This window comes from Mycobacterium kyogaense (genome assembly GCF_036946525.1).
Lineage (GTDB): Bacteria > Actinomycetota > Actinomycetes > Mycobacteriales > Mycobacteriaceae > Mycobacterium > Mycobacterium kyogaense_A.
This window is the reverse complement of the sequence record NZ_JAQIIY010000009.1, coordinates 160,129-174,975: the sequence shown is the minus strand read 5'-3', so window position 1 is coordinate 174,975 and position 14,847 is coordinate 160,129. Positions and strand designations below refer to the sequence as shown.

Annotated in this window: 17 protein-coding genes; 13 read left to right on the top strand and 4 right to left on the bottom strand. The window is 68.5% G+C overall.

The window, feature by feature from the left end; all coding sequences use genetic code 11:
- Position 1: 1 nt before the first annotated feature.
- The 8 genes from PGN37_RS08025 (at position 2) to PGN37_RS07990 (ending at position 6,121) form a co-directional block, all read left to right on the top strand.
- Complete coding sequence (locus PGN37_RS08025; RefSeq protein WP_335330490.1) at positions 2–814, top strand: alpha/beta fold hydrolase; 813 nt, start codon at positions 2–4, stop codon at positions 812–814.
- A 192-nt stretch (positions 815–1,006) separates the two neighbouring features.
- Positions 1,007–2,173 carry a cell division protein FtsZ gene (gene ftsZ / locus PGN37_RS08020; RefSeq protein WP_335330489.1) on the top strand — a complete coding sequence of 389 codons (1,167 nt, stop codon included), beginning with the start codon at positions 1,007–1,009 and terminating at the stop codon, positions 2,171–2,173.
- Positions 2,174–2,190: 17 nt separating this feature from the next.
- Positions 2,191–2,904 (top strand): peptidoglycan editing factor PgeF, encoded by a 714-nt coding sequence (pgeF, locus tag PGN37_RS08015; protein WP_335330488.1) that lies wholly within the window; start codon positions 2,191–2,193, stop codon positions 2,902–2,904.
- On the top strand, positions 2,901–3,716 hold the full coding sequence (locus PGN37_RS08010) for a YggS family pyridoxal phosphate-dependent enzyme (RefSeq protein WP_335330487.1): 816 nt from the start codon (positions 2,901–2,903) through the stop codon (positions 3,714–3,716). Before pgeF ends, PGN37_RS08010 begins: the two co-directional genes overlap by 4 nt.
- Positions 3,713–4,381, top strand: a complete 669-nt coding sequence (locus PGN37_RS08005; protein ID WP_335330486.1) for a cell division protein SepF — start codon at positions 3,713–3,715, stop codon at positions 4,379–4,381. The genes PGN37_RS08010 and PGN37_RS08005 overlap by 4 nt, the downstream gene beginning before the upstream one ends.
- A gap of 69 nt (positions 4,382–4,450) precedes the next feature.
- On the top strand, positions 4,451–4,741 hold the full coding sequence (locus PGN37_RS08000; RefSeq protein WP_335330485.1) for a YggT family protein: 291 nt from the start codon (positions 4,451–4,453) through the stop codon (positions 4,739–4,741).
- A 214-nt stretch (positions 4,742–4,955) separates the two neighbouring features.
- Entirely contained in the window at positions 4,956–5,774 is an 819-nt protein-coding gene (wag31, locus tag PGN37_RS07995) for a DivIVA-like cell division protein Wag31 (RefSeq protein WP_335330484.1), read from the top strand.
- Positions 5,775–5,785: 11 nt separating this feature from the next.
- On the top strand, positions 5,786–6,121 hold the full coding sequence (locus PGN37_RS07990) for a DUF308 domain-containing protein (protein ID WP_335330483.1): 336 nt from the start codon (positions 5,786–5,788) through the stop codon (positions 6,119–6,121).
- Between the two features lie 6 nt (positions 6,122–6,127).
- On the opposite strand, the gene PGN37_RS07985 is transcribed toward PGN37_RS07990, so the two are convergent.
- Complete coding sequence (locus PGN37_RS07985; RefSeq protein WP_335330482.1) at positions 6,128–6,808, bottom strand: phosphoribosyltransferase; 681 nt, start codon at positions 6,806–6,808, stop codon at positions 6,128–6,130.
- A gap of 109 nt (positions 6,809–6,917) precedes the next feature.
- On the opposite strand from PGN37_RS07985, the gene PGN37_RS07980 reads away from it, so the two are divergent.
- Entirely contained in the window at positions 6,918–8,291 is a 1,374-nt protein-coding gene (locus tag PGN37_RS07980) for a TIGR01777 family oxidoreductase (protein WP_335330481.1), read from the top strand.
- Here PGN37_RS07980 and PGN37_RS07975 read toward each other — a convergent pair.
- The 3 genes from PGN37_RS07975 to PGN37_RS07965 are packed head-to-tail and all read right to left on the bottom strand — an operon-like array spanning position 8,261 to position 11,247.
- The gene (locus PGN37_RS07975; protein WP_335330480.1) at positions 8,261–8,992 is read right to left on the bottom strand and encodes a type 1 glutamine amidotransferase; all 732 of its coding nucleotides are present in this window, start codon (positions 8,990–8,992) and stop codon (positions 8,261–8,263) included. The genes PGN37_RS07980 and PGN37_RS07975 overlap by 31 nt on opposite strands.
- Positions 8,993–9,017: 25 nt before the next feature.
- Positions 9,018–9,686: a response regulator gene (locus tag PGN37_RS07970; protein ID WP_335330479.1), complete on the bottom strand. Its 669-nt coding sequence runs from the start codon at positions 9,684–9,686 to the stop codon at positions 9,018–9,020.
- A complete protein-coding gene (locus PGN37_RS07965) occupies positions 9,679–11,247 on the bottom strand; it encodes a sensor histidine kinase (RefSeq protein ID WP_335330572.1) in 1,569 nt (522 codons plus the stop codon). The genes PGN37_RS07970 and PGN37_RS07965 overlap by 8 nt, the downstream gene beginning before the upstream one ends.
- Positions 11,248–11,396: 149 nt before the next feature.
- Between PGN37_RS07965 and PGN37_RS07960 the strand changes: the two genes are divergently transcribed.
- The 4 genes from PGN37_RS07960 to PGN37_RS07945 are packed head-to-tail and all read left to right on the top strand — an operon-like array spanning position 11,397 to position 14,844.
- The gene (locus tag PGN37_RS07960; RefSeq protein WP_335330478.1) at positions 11,397–12,386 is read left to right on the top strand and encodes a Bug family tripartite tricarboxylate transporter substrate binding protein; all 990 of its coding nucleotides are present in this window, start codon (positions 11,397–11,399) and stop codon (positions 12,384–12,386) included.
- Positions 12,383–12,910, top strand: a complete 528-nt coding sequence (locus PGN37_RS07955) for a tripartite tricarboxylate transporter TctB family protein (protein WP_335330477.1) — start codon at positions 12,383–12,385, stop codon at positions 12,908–12,910. The genes PGN37_RS07960 and PGN37_RS07955 overlap by 4 nt, the downstream gene beginning before the upstream one ends.
- The gene (locus PGN37_RS07950) at positions 12,911–14,452 is read left to right on the top strand and encodes a tripartite tricarboxylate transporter permease (RefSeq protein ID WP_335330476.1); all 1,542 of its coding nucleotides are present in this window, start codon (positions 12,911–12,913) and stop codon (positions 14,450–14,452) included.
- A complete protein-coding gene (locus PGN37_RS07945) occupies positions 14,449–14,844 on the top strand; it encodes a universal stress protein (RefSeq protein ID WP_335330475.1) in 396 nt (131 codons plus the stop codon). The genes PGN37_RS07950 and PGN37_RS07945 overlap by 4 nt, the downstream gene beginning before the upstream one ends.
- Positions 14,845–14,847 lie beyond the last annotated feature (3 nt).

Sequence of the window (14,847 nt, the reverse complement as noted above, 5' to 3'; positions counted from 1 at the left end):
CATGGCGACGATCGATGTCCAGGGCTGCCGACTGCACTACGACAGCTATGGGGCCGGTGCGCCGATCGTGCTGGTGCACGGCACCGGCACCGACACGTCGACGTGGGAGCCGGTGATCGACCTGCTGGCCGACCGGCATCGCGTCGTGACGTACGACCGGCGTGGTTATGGTCGCTCCTTGCATCGTCCGGTGCGCGACCTCCGCGTTCACCGCGATGATCTCCAGGCCGTCCTCGCCCGGGTCTGTGACGAGCCGGCCCACGTGGTCGGTTGGAGCGCCGGGGGGTGCGTGGCGATGGCATTGGCGGCACAGACCCCGATCCGGAGCACGCACATGCGGTCTCTGTGCGTCGTCGAACCGCCGTTCCACAGCGTCAGGCTCATGGACCGTTCGGTGTTCTCGATGACCGTGCGGCTGAAGATGAAGCAACTCGCAGGCGACCGGGTGGGCGCGGGCGAGGTGTTCTTCCGGTCCGTCTACGTGCGGCGCTCGGGCGGGAACGCCTATGACGAGATCGAGGAGCGTGCCCGTGAGCGGATGCGCGCCAACGTCGAACCGGTGCTGGGTGAGTTCGTCCCGTCGTGGTTCGGCGTGTCGGCTGATTTCGTCTCCACGAAAGCTGTGGCGACGTCCGCTGTTCCGATGACCTGGGTGCGTGGCGATCAGAGCCCGCGGTGGCTCGAGCGGACGTACGAACGCTTCGCGCGGCGCCGGCCCGATCTGCGGTCGGTGGTGGTCGCCGGCGCGGGTCATCTCCTCCACGTCGAGAACCCGACGGGTTTCGTGGCGGCGGTCAGCTCTCCGCCCCGCTAGCAGTGCCGACACACCGCGCAATATTTGTCGCGTCGCTTCGGCGCGCCTGCAGGGCACTTGTGCATTGCGGCCCTACCGTTCTGCATGTACGGAACAACTTGACATAACTCTAAGCCTCTAGTTGAGATTGAGGGTTTGTCGCAGCGGTTATCCGTGTCAGGACAGGCAACCAGGGCAGGAAAGGGCGATGCGATGACCCCCCCGCATAACTACCTCGCTGTGATCAAGGTGGTCGGCATCGGCGGTGGCGGCGTCAACGCCGTCAACCGGATGATCGAGCAGGGTCTCAAAGGCGTCGAGTTCATTGCGATCAACACCGACGCGCAGGCGTTGTTGATGAGCGATGCCGACGTCAAACTCGACGTGGGGCGCGATTCGACCCGCGGCCTCGGCGCGGGCGCCGACCCCGAGGTGGGCCGCAAGGCCGCCGAGGACGCCAAGGACGACATCGAGGAGCTGTTGCGCGGCGCCGACATGGTGTTCGTCACCGCCGGCGAGGGCGGCGGCACCGGCACTGGCGGTGCGCCTGTGGTGGCGTCGATCGCCCGCAAGCTGGGCGCGCTGACCGTCGGCGTGGTGACGCGCCCGTTCTCGTTCGAGGGCAAGCGGCGCAGCAACCAGGCCGCCGATGGCATCCAGGCGTTGCGAGAGAGCTGCGACACCCTCATCGTGATCCCCAACGACCGCCTGCTCCAGATGGGTGACGCCGCGGTCTCCCTGATGGACGCCTTCCGTAGTGCCGACGAGGTGCTGCTCAACGGTGTTCAGGGCATCACCGACCTGATCACCACCCCCGGCCTGATCAACGTCGACTTCGCCGACGTCAAGGGCGTCATGAGCTCCGCGGGCACCGCGTTGATGGGCATCGGTTCGGCCCGCGGCGACGGTCGTGCGCTCAAGGCCGCCGAGATCGCGATCAACTCGCCGCTGCTCGAGGCGTCGATGGAAGGTGCTCAGGGCGTGCTGCTCTCGGTCGCCGGCGGTAGTGACCTGGGTCTGTTCGAGATCAACGAGGCCGCCTCGCTGGTGCAGGAGGCTGCCCATCCTGACGCCAACATCATCTTCGGCACCGTCATCGACGACTCGCTGGGCGACGAGGTGCGCGTGACCGTGATCGCTGCCGGCTTCGACGCCGCGGGTCCGGGTCGTAAGCCCGTGACCGGTGAAGCGACGGCCGCGGCCGCTGCGCAGCCGATCGCACCGGGCAAGGCGGGCCGTGTCGGTTCGTCGCTGTTCGAGTCGGCCGATCCGGCAAGTGTGCCCGCCGCCCACACCAACGGCGCCACGGTGCGCATCGGCGGCGGTGATGACGGCATCTCCGACGACGATGTCGACGTGCCGCCGTTCATGCGCCACTGACCCGCCGCACTTCGCACGTGATGTTCCGGGTGCGCCGTGTCACCACGACCCGCGCCGGTGGGGTGTCGAAAGCTCCCTTCGCGACCTTCAACCTCGGTGACCACGTCGGCGACGATCCGGCGGCGGTCGCGGCCAACCGGCGTCGGCTCGCCACGGCCACCGGTCTCGGAACCGATGGCGTGGTGTGGATGAACCAGACCCACAGCACCCGGGTCGCGGTGGTGGATCACGGCGGCGAGACCGTCGACGACGCCGACGGATTGGTGACGACGACGCCGTCGCTCGGTCTTGCGGTGGTGACCGCCGACTGTGTGCCGGTGCTGCTGGCCGACGCCCGGCACGGCGTGATCGGCGCAGTGCATGCCGGCCGGGTTGGCGCCGCCGGCGGGATCGTGCCGCGCGCGGTGGAGGTCATGGTCGACGCCGGCGCGCGGGTCGAGGACATCTCGGTGCTGCTGGGCCCCGCGGTCAGCGGACCCAACTACGAGGTCCCCGCCGAGATGGCCGACGACGTGGAGCGTGCGCTGCCGGGCAGCCGTACCCGCACCCGACGCGGCACGCCCGGGCTGGATCTGCGCGCCGGGATCGCGCGGCAGCTGCACGGCCTCGGTGTCACCGCGATCGACGTGGACCCGCGGTGCACCTATGCCGACCCGAACCTGTTCAGCCATCGCCGCGGCGCGCCGACCGGCCGGTTGGCGTCGCTGATCTGGCTGGAGCCGGCGCCATGACTGCGGATCGCGAGCAGGAGCTGCACGACAACCTCACGCAGCTGCGTGACCGGCTCGCCCGCGCGGCCGAGGCGGCGGGCCGTGAACCCGACGAGATCGAACTGCTCCCGGTCACCAAGTTCTTCCCGGCCTCCGACATCGCCACGCTGTATCGCCTGGGCTGCCGGTCCTTCGGTGAATCACGCGATCAGGAGGCCACCCGCAAGATCGACGAGCTGTCCGAGCTTGCGGGAGACGTCCGCTGGCACATGATCGGCCGCATCCAGCGCAACAAGGCCCGCTCGATCGGCACCTGGGCCTATGCGGCGCATTCCGTCGACAGCCCCAAAGTGGTTGCGGCGCTGGCTCGCTCGGCAGAAGAGGCGCTGCAGAGTGAGGCCCGCAGCGCGCCGCTACGGGTGTTCGTGCAGGTCAGCCTCGACGGAGACGAGAGCCGGGGCGGCGTCGACGTCGACGCGGCGCAGCGGCTCGACGCGCTGTGCGCCGCCGTCGACGAGGCGCCGGCGCTGACACTGGTCGGCCTGATGGCGATCCCGCCGGTCGGCGCGGATGCCGACGCGGCGTTCACGCGGCTCGCGCAGGAACGCGAGCGGGTGCAGCAGTGGTGCGGACGCCCGCTCGAGCTGTCAGCGGGCATGTCCGGTGACCTCGAAGCGGCGGTGCGACACGGATCGACGTGTGTGCGTGTCGGTACCGCGCTCTTGGGCGCCCGACCGCTAACGTCACCACCAGAAGTCACACTAGTCACACCTTCATCACAGACAACACTTTCCGGGCATCGGTCATCACCGCACGAGGGGTCCTCACAATGAGCACACTGCACAAGGTCAAGGCCTACTTCGGTATGGCCCCCATGGACGATTACGAGGACGACTACTACGAGGACGACGAGCGCGGTCCCGCCCGCAGCTACCGCCGCCCCCGTGAGGACCGCTTCGAGGACGAGGGTTACTCGCGCGGCTACGACGACCTGCCCGAGGGTCGGCGCCGCGAGTACGACGAGCCCGCTGCCTACCGGGTTGGTATGCCTGGCGGCGTGCCCGGCGGCTTCGATGACGGCCGGTTCGACCCCCGGATGCGTTCGCCGCGTGAATTCGACCGCACCCCACCGCGTTTCGGCGCGATGCGGGGATCGACTCGAGGTGCGCTGGCCATGGATCCCCGTGGCATGGCCGAATTGTTCGAAGCGGGCAGCCCGCTGGCGAAGATCACCACCCTGCGGCCCAAGGACTACAGCGAGGCGCGCACCATCGGTGAGCGCTTCCGCGACGGCACCCCGGTGATCATGGATCTGGTCTCGATGGACAACGCCGACGCCAAGCGGCTGGTCGACTTCGCCGCGGGCCTGGCCTTCGCGCTGCGCGGCTCGTTCGACAAGGTGGCCACGAAGGTGTTCCTGCTGTCGCCGGCCGACGTGGACGTCACCGCCGAGCAGCGTCGCCGGATCGCCGAGGCCGGTTTCTACGCTTACCAGTAGGCTGGTGGAACCGGTGCGGTCTCGCGCCGGTTTCCCCGTCACATCTGCTGGGAGTGAGGTCACCTTCCGTTGGGGCTCTTCTTCGAGATCCTGGGATTCGCGCTGTTCGTCTTCTGGCTGCTGCTGATCGCGAGGGTCGTGGTCGAGTTCATCCGCTCGTTCAGCCGGGACTGGCACCCGCGCGGCGCGACTGTGGTGGTCCTCGAGGTGATCATGACGTTGACGGACCCGCCGGTGAAGCTGTTGCGGCGCATCATCCCGCAACTGACCATCGGGGCGGTGCGCTTCGACCTGTCCATCATGGTGCTGCTGCTTGCGGCGTTCATCGGCATGCAGCTGGCCTTCGGCGCGGCGGTCTGACACCGGTCCAGAGCAGGGCGTTTGTGGACTCCGGCCCTGGAGCGGGCAGGATGGCGGTGCGGTGGCACCCGGTCGTCCAGGTGGAGATTCGATGTATTTATCGCCCTCGACTGCAACCGCAGGGTCTGGTGTGACAGGATGGACGCCAGTTACCTTCAAGCCAGGCTTTACACTGTGAGATCGTTTTGACGATCCAGACTCAAGGGGGCAGACGATGCCGCTCACTCCTGCCGACGTGCACAACGTTGCCTTCAGCAAGCCACCCATCGGCAAGCGCGGCTACAACGAGGACGAGGTCGATGCGTTCCTCGACCTCGTCGAGAACGAGCTGTCCCGCCTGATCGAAGAGAACACCGACCTGCGCCAACGGGTCGCCGAGCTCGATTCCGAGCTCGCCTCGGCGCACTCCGGTGGCTCAGCCGCCGCCGCTCAGCCGACCCAGACCCTGCCGGTGTACGAGCCGGAGCCCGAGCCCGAGCCGGCACCGCAGCCCGCGTACGAAGCACCCGCGGCGCAGCAGTCCGCGCCTGCCCCCGAGGACCAGCACCTGCGGGCAGCGAAGATCCTCAGCCTGGCCCAGGACACCGCGGATCGCCTGACCAACGGCGCCAAGTCCGAGTCCGAGAAGATGCTCTCCGATGCCCGCGCGCAGGCCGACTCGATGGTGGCCGAGGCGCGGCAGACCGCCGAGACCACGATCACCGAGGCGCGCCAGCGGGCCGACGCGATGCTCGCCGATGCGCAGAGCCGCTCGGAGGCGCAGCTGCGGCAGGCCCAGGAGAAGGCCGACGCATTGCAAGCCGATGCCGAGCGCAAGCACTCCGAGATCATGGGCACGATCAACCAGCAGCGCACCGTGCTCGAGGGCCGGTTGGAGCAGCTCCGCACGTTCGAACGTGAATACCGCACCCGTCTGAAGACCTACCTCGAATCGCAGCTCGAGGAGCTCGGTCAGCGCGGTTCGGCCGCTCCGGTGGACTCCGGCGCCAACAGCGACGGCGGATTCAACCAGTTCAATCGAGGTAACAACTAGCCTCGCAGTCCATGCTCATCGTTGCGCTCGTCCTCGCCGTCATCGGCCTCGCGGCCCTCGTGCTGGCCGTCGTCACCAGCAATGCACTGATCGCTTGGGTCTGCATCGCGGCCAGCCTGATCGGCGTGATCCTGCTCATCGTCGATGCGCTGCGCGATCGTGCGAAGGGGTCGGCCGACGAGGCGGCCGGTGAGGACGACGCCGGTGACGCCGCCGACGAGCCCGTCGAGGACTACCCGGACGAGGCGCCTGTCGCGTCCGAGGACCCCGTCGCCGAGGACGACTATCCCGACGAAGAACACGTCCCTGCCGCCGAGCGGTCCGACGAGGGTCCGACCAGGCCCTGAATTGCGTTAATCCGCAACCTTTTTCGTCGTAGAGGTGGACGGGGAGGTGGCCAGAGCCTCGCGGACTTCGTCGTCGGTCAACTGGTGGAAGTCGGCGTAGCCATGTCCCACCGCGCGGAAGTCGGCAGGCACGATCGAGCACACCACGTCATCGGCCACTGACGCCAGAGCGCGGCACACCGAACGTGGTCCCACGGGGACGCCCACGATCACGCGAGCAGCACCGAGTCCGCGCACGGAGCGGACCGCGGCCGTCATGCTGGCTCCGGTGGCGAGGCCGTCGTCGACCACGATCACGGTGCGGCCGGCGATGTCGAGCGGTGCACGGTCACCCCGGTAGGCGCGTTCGCGCCGGTGCAGTTCGGCGGTCTCGCGCGTCGTGGCGTCGCGTACGTCGGCGTCGCTCAATCCGAGGCTGTCGATCACGTCGTCGTTCAGCACGACGGCGCCGCCGGTGGCGACTGCCCCCATGGCGAGCTCCGGCCACCGCGGTGTGCCGAGCTTGCGTACCAGGCAGACGTCGAACGGCACCCGCAGCGTTGCCGCGACTTCCCGGCCGACAGGCACCCCGCCCCGTGCCAGTCCGAGCACCGTGGTGTCCGGCCGGTCGCGGTAACGGACGAGGTCCCGCGCGAGCACCTCGCCGGCCTCGCGGCGGTCACGGAAGGGGCGCTCGGCACTGGTCATGTCACACCTCGGTGCGTGAAGTATGGCTTCTGGGTACCCCGTCCCGCGGCGAAGTGGGGCAATCCGGCCCCTACGTGGTGACGAATGACTGATCGACGACGGGAGAGTCATGGGCATCGACTACGACAGCGTGGTGGAGCACCCGCTGCGGGACGTGTGGAAGTGGCACACACGACCGGGTGCGATGCGGCGGCTCGTGCCGCCGTGGCAGCCGATGACCGTGATCACCGAAGCGCAGTCTCTGGCCGACGGCGTGGCGATTCTGGGCCTGCCGGGCGGGCTGCGCTGGGTGGCCCGCCATCAACCCGATGCCTACGTCGACGGGCACCGATTCCTCGACGAACTCTCGTCCGACGGTGTGACGTCGTGGCCGCCGCGCCTGGCCGGGCCGTGGCGGCACACCCACACTTTCGACGAGCACGGGTCCGGCACCCGGATCAACGATCACGTCGAGGCGGCGGTGCCCGCAGCGCTGCTACGTCCGACGTTCGCCTACCGGCACCGGCAGCTCATCGGTGATCTCGCGGCTCACCAGCGCGCTGAGATGGCTGGTGCCCGGCCGCTAGTCGTCGCGGTCACCGGTGCTTCGGGTCTCGTGGGCGCTGCGCTGTGCGCGTTCCTCACCACCGGCGGGCACCGCGTCATCCGGCTCGTGCGGCGGGCAGGAGGGAACGACACAGCGAACGCCGACGAGCGGCACTGGGATCCGGCGGCCCCTGCTGCGGATCTCCTGCGCGGTGTGGACGCCGTCGTCCATCTTGCCGGCGAGTCGATCGCCGGCCGCTTCACCGATGCTCATCGAAAAGCCATCCGCGACAGTCGAATCGAGCCCACCCGCCGGCTCGCTGAAGCAGCCGCCGCGACGGAGGACGGCCCCTCGACCTTCGTCTCTGCATCGGCCATCGGCTACTACGGCTATGACCGTGGCGATGTCACGCTGACCGAGGACGGTTCACGTGGCGACGGGTTCCTCGCCGACGTGGTGACCGACTGGGAGGCTGCGACCGCGCCCGCCACCGACGGTGGGCTGCGCGTCGTCCTGGTGCGCACCGGGATCGTGCAGGCCGCTGCGGGCGGCACGCTGAAGCTGCTGCGCCCGCTGTTCGCGGCGGGTCTGGGCGGGCGGGTCGGCGACGGCAAGCAGTGGCTGTCGTGGATCGGGTTGGACGACCTGGTCGACGTCTACCATCGTGCGCTCTACGACACGGAACTCCAGGGTCCCGTCAACGCGGTGGCCCCGGAGCCTGTGCGCAACACGGAGTACACCAAAGAGCTTGCGCGCGTGCTGCATCGGCCTGCGCTGCTTCCGGTGCCGAGTCTCGGCCCCCGTGTGCTGCTCGGCGCGCAGGGTGCCCGTGAACTCGCCGAGGCCAGCCAGCGCGTGCTACCGACCAAGCTGTTGGCGGCCGGGCATCCATTCCGCCACACCCACGTCGCCGAGGCGCTGGCCCATCAGCTGGGGCGGGACGTACCCACCACGTGAGTGACGAACCCGGACACCAGCGTCCGGATTCGCTCCGCGACGTCACCGGCGAGATCGGCTGTGCGGGTGAGTAACTGGTCGTGATCGAGGCCGGCCGCCGCGACGTCGCCGTCGCGATCGTCGGCAAGCCACGCGCTCAGCAGGTCGGTGTCGATCTCCGGGTGGAATTGCAGGCCCAGTGCGCGGCCCAGGAGAAAGGCCTGCGAGGCGTTCGGGGTTCTGGCGAGTTCCGTGGCGCCTGGGGGCAGCGTCCACCGGTCGAAATGCCACTGGAACCACGGCCCGCCGGGCACGATGTCGGGGCGTTCGCTGAGTACGTCGTACCAGCCGATCTCCGGCCGTGGTGAGCGCGCCACCGAGCCTCCGAAGGTCTGGGCGAGCAGTTGTCCGCCGAAGCAGACACCCAGCAGCGCGACCCCGGCGTCGGCGGCCTCGCGCAGCAGCGCCATCTCGGCGCCGACCCAGGTGTCCCGCAGGGCGGGGTCGTACACCGGCCATCGCGCCCCCAGGGGGGCGATGACGTCGTATCGGGTCGGGTCGGGGAACGTCACCTCGACCGCGGGGGAGTCCACCCGGTCGGGCGGCACGACCTCGAAGTGGTCGACGTCGAATCCGTGATCGGCAAAAGCCTCACCGAGCAGTGCCTCGGTGGCCATGTGTTCGTTGCGCAGGAACAGGACCTTGGGTGCCACGCCCGTCATTATCTGCTGCGCTGGGTCCGGGGGCTCACCGGGCCAGTCGATACCGCCGTTCGGGCCGGCCCACGCCGTACTGCAGACGCAGTTCCACCGTGCCGGCGCTCAGGTAGTGCTCCAGGTAGCGGCGCGCGCTGACTCGCGAAATGCCGACCAGGTCAGCACATTCGGCTGCGGAGACCTCGCCCGCGTCGCGCACCGCGGCGAGCACCAGCTCGCCGGTCTCGGCGCCGAGACCTTTGGGCAGCACCTTCGCGGCCGCGGGCACCGCCGGGCCGCCGAACAGCGAATCGATCAACGACTGGTCGACGCCGCCCGCCTTTTCCAGTGCGTCGGCGCGCGCGGCGTAGGCCACCAGCTTGGTCTGCAGCTGGTCGAATTCGAAGGGCTTGATCAGATAGTCGGCGGCGCCGCCATCCAACGCACCGCTGACAGTGTCGAGTTCACGTGCCGCGGTGATCATGATGACCCCCACTCTGTCGCCGTCCGCGCGTAACCGCTGAAGCACCTCGAGTCCGGTCATGTCGGGCAGGTAGACGTCGAGCAGGATCAGGTCGGGGTGGAGTTCTTGCGCGGCGCTCAACGCCTCGCCGCCGGTGCGGGCCACGCCGACGACGCGGAAGCCGTCGACCCGGTCCACGAAGCGGCGGTGGATCTCGGCGACCATGAAATCGTCGTCGACGACCAGCACGTCACGCATCGGTGCGCACCGCCTGCAGGCGCACGGTGAACTCGGCGCCGCCGTCGGGCACGTCAGTCACTCCGACGCTTCCGCCGTGCGCGGCGGTGACCAAACGTACCAAGGCCAAACCGATCCCGCGTCCGCCGGGCACATCCGGCTTGGACGTGACCCCGCGGGCGAAGATCGTCTCCCGAAGGTGTTCGGGCACGCCGGGTCCGGTGTCGCGCACGATGATCTCCAGTCCGTCGCTGTCGTCGATCTCCACCGTCACAACGGGTTCCGGTGCTCCCACCGATACGTCGACGGCATTGTCGATCAGGTTGCCCAACAGGGTGATCACGTCGGTGGCCAAGGCGGGGTCCAGCGGTGCCAGATGAGAATCCGCCGCCAGCGAGAGGGCGACCCCGCTCTCGGCCGCCAGCGATGTCTTGGCGATCAACAGCGCGGCCACCGCGGGGTCGGAAATGCGTTGTGTGACCGCATCGCTGATCTCTGCCCGACGCCGTGTCAGCGTGCCGACCAGGTCGCGCACGGCGTCGTACTCGCCGAGCTGGACCAGCCCGGAGATCGTGTGCAGTTGGTTGGCGAACTCGTGCGTCTGCGCCCGCAGGGTGTCGGTGACACTCTTGTGGGAGGACAGCTGGCCCTGCAGCGCAGCGAGTTCCGTGCTGTCGCGCATCGTGGTGACGGTACCGATCCGCTCGCCGCCGCTGGTGGCGGCACGGCGGCTCAGCGCCAACACCCGGGTCCTGGTCGCGATCACGGTGTCCTGTGTGTCGTTCTCGGCGGATCGGGCTGAGGCGCCCGGGATCAGCAGCGCCACCACCGCGGGGTCGATCCCCACCTCGTCGACCCGCTTGCCGACTGCATCGGCACCCACCCCGAGCAGCTCCTGGGCGCTGTCGTTGAGCACGGTGATCTCGCCGTCGTTGTTGACTGCGATCACGCCCTCTCGAATGCTGTGCAGCAATGCTTCTCGGTGGTCGGCGAGGCTGGCGATCTCCGTCACCTCCAGACCGCGGGTGTGCCGCTTGATCCGGCGGGACAGTAGATAAGACGCGACGAGGCCGAGGGCGGCTCCGAGGCCGAGGTAGATCAACAGCCGCTCGCCCGCGCCGGAGAGCAGCGCCCACACCGACGGATATCCCTCGCTGACCGAGGCGATGGCGAGGACGTCACCGTCGGGGGAGAGTATCGGCACCTGGCCGACCAGGCTGTGCGTGCCGGCGATGTCCGCGTCGCCGTACCAGGCCCTGCCTTCGTCGGCACGGCTCGGTCCGAGGTCCACCCGAGCCCCGATCCGCGACGGATCCGAGGACACCCACACGGTGCCGTCCGGGGCGAGGATCTCGGCCAGGCTGGCCCCTGACAGCGCGACCGCCCGGTCGACCTCCGGGGCCAGGATGCGACCGGCGAAGGGATCGGCGGGCGCGCGTTCGATGCGTTCCCGCACGATGGGCGTCGAGGCCATGTTCTCGGCCACTGCGATCATCCGTGTCCCGCGCGCCTCCCGGAACTCACTGGTCGACTGGGCCACCGAGACCGCCCCGACAGCGATCAGCACGACCGCGACCACCATCAGCTGGAACGCCAGGAACTGGGCGGCCAGGCTGCGGGCGAGCGGGATGTTCTTAATGACCAGAATTTCCTTTGCGTTCTTATGCGTGACCTGAGTCACTGTCGGGGTCCAGTATTGCTGAGCATCACAATCGACTGACGGAGGACGACATGTTCGCATCGGGCCGGCGTACGCCGGTCGCCGGCATCGTCCTCGCCATGATCGCCGCACTGCTGCTCTCAGCGTGCGGTGTGACTCGCGGCGAGGACACCGGGCTGCACCGGTTACGCATGATGGTGCCGAACAGCCCTGGCGGCGGGTACGACCTGACCGCGCGCACCGCGGTCAAGGTGATGGAGGACGACAAGATCACCGGCCGCGTCGAGGTCTTCAACGTGATCGGCGCGGGCGGCACCGTCGCGATGGCCCGGCTGATCAACGAAAAGGGCAACGGCGACCTGATGATGATGATGGGCCTCGGCGTGGTGGGCGCGACGTTCACCAACGGCTCGAAGGCCCGTGCCTCCAACGCGACCGCGCTGGCCAAGATGGTGGAGGAGCAGGAGGGCATCCTGGTTCCGGCGTCCTCGCCGTTCAAGACCGTCGCCGATTTCGTCGCGGCGTGGAAGGCCGACCCGGCCAAGGTCACCGTCGGCGGCGGCTCTAACCCGGGCGGTCCCGACCACCTGTTCCCGATGGAGACCGCCAAGGCGGCGGGTGTTGATCCGACGAAGGTCAACTACGTGTCCTACGACGGTGGTGGTGATCTGCTGACGGCGTTGCTGGGCAACAAGATCGCCGCGGGCACCTCGGGTCTCGGCGAGTACGTCGACCAGATCGAATCCGGCCAGGTGCGGGTGCTCGCCGTGTCGGGTGACGAGCGGGTCGAGGGCGTCGACGCGCCGACGCTCAAGGAGGCGGGTATCGACCTGACCTTCACCAACTGGCGCGGAGTGCTTGCGCCGCCGGGGATTTCCGACGAGGACCGGGACGCGATGATCAAGGTGCTCGAAGAGATGCACGCCACCGACGCCTGGAAAGAGGCGCTGGTGAAGAACGGATGGACCGACGCCTTCATGACGGGGCAACCGTTCGAGGACTTCCTCGAGGAGCAGGACCGACGGGTGGAGACGACGTTGACGGATCTGGGGCTGGTATGAGCGACATCGAGCGGACTGAGCAGCCCACGGACGCGCCGGCCCGGCCGGACTACGCGCAGTACGTCGTCTGCGCAGTGATGGTGGTCGTCGGTGCATTCCTCGTCTTCAACGGCGTGACGATGCCCGGCGGCTACGCCAAGGTCGATCCCGTTGGGCCGCGGCTGTTCCCGATCGCCATCGGTATCGGCCTGCTGGTGATGGCGGTCGTGTTGGCCGTCGCGATTCCCCGCGGGTCCCGCGGTGAGGCCGATGCGGGCGAGGACATCGACCCGGACATGCCCAGCGACTGGCGCACGGTCGGCCTGCTCGTGGGGATGTTCATCCTGCTGATCGTGCTCGTGCAGCCGCTCGGGTGGGCGATCGCCGGGGGACTGTTCTTCGCCGGGTGCGCCACCGTGCTCGGCAGCAAGCATTACGTGCGCAACATCGCGATCGGTGCCGTGCTATCGGTCGCCAGCTTCTACGCGTTCTACTCCGGGCTCGGAATCCCGCTGCCCGCAGGCGTTCTGGATGGGATTCTGTAAATGGGAAACTTCGACTGGCTCCTTCAGGGCTTCGCCGAGGCCGCCACCCCGATGAACCTGCTGTACGCCGTGATCGGCGTGCTGCTGGGCACCGCGGTCGGCGTGCTGCCGGGCATCGGGCCCGCCATGACGGTGGCGCTGTTGCTGCCGATCACCTACAACGTCAGCCCCAGTGCGGCGTTCATCATGTTCGCCGGCATCTTCTACGGAGGCATGTACGGCGGCTCCACCACCTCGATCCTGTTGAACACCCCGGGCGAGTCGTCGTCGGTGATCACCGCGATCGAGGGCAACAAGATGGCGAAAGCGGGGCGGGCGGCGCAAGCCCTTGCCACAGCAGCGATCGGATCGTTCGTCGCGGGGTCGATCGGTACCGCGCTGCTGGCCGCGTTCGCACCGGCGATCTCGCGCTTCGCCGTCACGCTCGGCGCGCCGTCGTACCTCGCGATCATGCTGTTCGCGCTCGTCGCCGTCACCGCGGTGCTCGGATCGTCGAAGATGCGCGGGTTGATCTCGCTGCTGCTGGGCCTGGCGATCGGCATCGTGGGCATCGACTCGCTGACCGGACAGCCGCGCGCCACGTTCGGCATCCCGCTGCTCGCCGACGGCATCGACATCGTCGTGATCGCGGTCGCGGTGTTCGCCCTCGGTGAGGCGCTGTGGGTGGCCGCGCATCTGCGCCGCCGCCCGGCCGATGTCATCCCGGTGGGACGTCCGTGGATGAGCAAGCAGGACTGGGGCCGCTCGTGGAAGCCGTGGCTGCGCGGCACCGCGTTCGGGTTCCCGTTCGGTGCACTGCCCGCCGGTGGTGCCGAGCTGCCGACGTTCCTGAGCTACATCACCGAGAAGAAGCTGTCGAAGCATCCCGAGGAATTCGGCAAGGGCGCCATCGAAGGCGTCGCCGGGCCGGAGGCGGCCAACAACGCCTCGGCTGCAGGCACATTGGTGCCGATGCTGTCTCTCGGTCTGCCCACCAACGCTACCGCCGCGGTCATGCTGACGGCGTTCGTGTCCTACGGCATCCAGCCGGGACCGACGCTGTTCGAGAAGGAACCGCTGCTGATCTGGACGCTGATCGCCAGCCTGTTCATCGGCAACTTTCTGCTGCTGGTCCTGAATCTGCCGTTGGCGCCGCTGTGGGCCAAGCTGCTGCGCACCCCGCGGCCCTACCTGTATGCGGGCATCCTGTTCTTCGCCACGCTCGGCGCGTTCGCGGTCAACCTGCAGCCGTTGGATCTGGTTCTGCTGCTGGTCTTCGGGCTGATGGGTCTGATGATGCGGCGCTTCGGACTTCCCGTGCTACCGCTGATCATCGGGGTGATCCTCGGCCCGCGCATCGAACGGCAACTGCGGCAGAGCCTGCAGCTCGGCGGCGGCGACTGGGGCAACCTGTTCACCGAGCCGGTCGCGATCGTCACCTACATCCTGATGGCCTTGCTGCTGTTGGCACCGCTGGTGCTGCGGTTGATGAACCGCAGTGAGGAGTCGCTGCTGGTGGTCGAGGACGACAAGGATCAGAAGGAAAAGGCGGGCCAGCTGTGACGATCGTCGTGGGGTACACCGCAGACCAGTTCGGCCAGGCCGCGCTCGAGCACGGCATCTCGGAGGCGAAGCTGCGCAACACCGATCTGTTCGTGATCAATGCGACATCCGGTGAGTCGTATGTGGATTCGCGCTTCGCCGGCGAAGCGGAAGTGCACGATGTCGAGGCCCGGCTGCAGGAGTGCGGAGTCGCCTACCAGCTGACCCAGCCCGTCGGTGTCGACGCCGCCGACGAGCTGCTGACCGCGATGGACCGCGACGACGCGCAACTGCTCGTCGTGGGCATCCGGCACCGCAGCCCGGTCGGCAAGCTCCTGCTGGGCAGCGTCGCGCAGAAGTTGATCCTGGAGTGCCCCAAGCCGGTGTTGGCGGTCAAGCCTCCCGAGGCGTGATTC

Excerpts from the sequence above, each read along its gene's own strand:
- PGN37_RS08025 (WP_335330490.1), top strand. The coding sequence starts at position 2 with ATGGCGACGATCGATGTCCAGGGCTGCCGACTGCACTACGACAGCTAT.
- ftsZ (WP_335330489.1), top strand. The coding sequence starts at position 1,007 with ATGACCCCCCCGCATAACTACCTCGCTGTGATCAAGGTGGTCGGCATC.
- PGN37_RS08010 (WP_335330487.1), top strand. The coding sequence starts at position 2,901 with ATGACTGCGGATCGCGAGCAGGAGCTGCACGACAACCTCACGCAGCTG.
- PGN37_RS08005 (WP_335330486.1), top strand. The coding sequence starts at position 3,713 with ATGAGCACACTGCACAAGGTCAAGGCCTACTTCGGTATGGCCCCCATG.
- wag31 (WP_335330484.1), top strand. The coding sequence starts at position 4,956 with ATGCCGCTCACTCCTGCCGACGTGCACAACGTTGCCTTCAGCAAGCCA.
- PGN37_RS07990 (WP_335330483.1), top strand. The coding sequence starts at position 5,786 with ATGCTCATCGTTGCGCTCGTCCTCGCCGTCATCGGCCTCGCGGCCCTC.
- PGN37_RS07985 (WP_335330482.1), bottom strand. The coding sequence starts at position 6,808 with ATGACCAGTGCCGAGCGCCCCTTCCGTGACCGCCGCGAGGCCGGCGAG.
- PGN37_RS07980 (WP_335330481.1), top strand. The coding sequence starts at position 6,918 with ATGGGCATCGACTACGACAGCGTGGTGGAGCACCCGCTGCGGGACGTG.
- PGN37_RS07975 (WP_335330480.1), bottom strand. The coding sequence starts at position 8,992 with ATGACGGGCGTGGCACCCAAGGTCCTGTTCCTGCGCAACGAACACATG.
- PGN37_RS07970 (WP_335330479.1), bottom strand. The coding sequence starts at position 9,686 with ATGCGTGACGTGCTGGTCGTCGACGACGATTTCATGGTCGCCGAGATC.
- PGN37_RS07965 (WP_335330572.1), bottom strand. The coding sequence starts at position 11,247 with ATGGTGGTCGCGGTCGTGCTGATCGCTGTCGGGGCGGTCTCGGTGGCC.
- PGN37_RS07960 (WP_335330478.1), top strand. The coding sequence starts at position 11,397 with ATGTTCGCATCGGGCCGGCGTACGCCGGTCGCCGGCATCGTCCTCGCC.
- PGN37_RS07955 (WP_335330477.1), top strand. The coding sequence starts at position 12,383 with ATGAGCGACATCGAGCGGACTGAGCAGCCCACGGACGCGCCGGCCCGG.
- PGN37_RS07950 (WP_335330476.1), top strand. The coding sequence starts at position 12,911 with ATGGGAAACTTCGACTGGCTCCTTCAGGGCTTCGCCGAGGCCGCCACC.